General features: G+C 50.1%; 1 protein-coding gene. It reads right to left on the bottom strand.

Annotated elements, in window-relative coordinates:
- Positions 1-335 (bottom strand): reverse transcriptase domain-containing protein (locus LKK83_RS17100; protein ID WP_324632455.1); only part of this gene is annotated, 335 nt, incomplete at both ends.

Below are 335 nucleotides of genomic sequence, written 5' to 3'. Positions count from 1 at the left end.
CCCTCCTTGCGGTGTACCCTCTTCCGTTGTGAATAGCTGTCCGGTGTCAATTACCCCTGCCTTTAGCCATGCCTTGATTTGTCGTCGGATTGCCGGGAAGGCATCAAGTTTATTGAGAAGTTTTTCATGGTCAATTTGGTCGAAGCATTTTGCAATGTCTGCATCCAGTACCCATTTTGGTTTGTACCGTATGGCCAGGAATATTGCTCCGATTGCATCGTGACATGACCGTCCTGGTCTGAACCCATAGGAGTTGGATTCAAACCTGGCTTCCCATTGTGGCTCGATTGCCGCCTTGACTAACCCTTGGAGTGCGCGGTCGTACATCGTGGGTA

Source organism: Phormidium sp. CCY1219 (genome assembly GCF_035615515.1).
In the GTDB taxonomy this organism is placed as follows: Bacteria; Cyanobacteriota; Cyanobacteriia; order Cyanobacteriales; family Laspinemataceae; genus CCY1219.
Note: the sequence above shows the minus strand (reverse complement) of the source record. Positions and strands in the feature narration are given on the sequence as shown.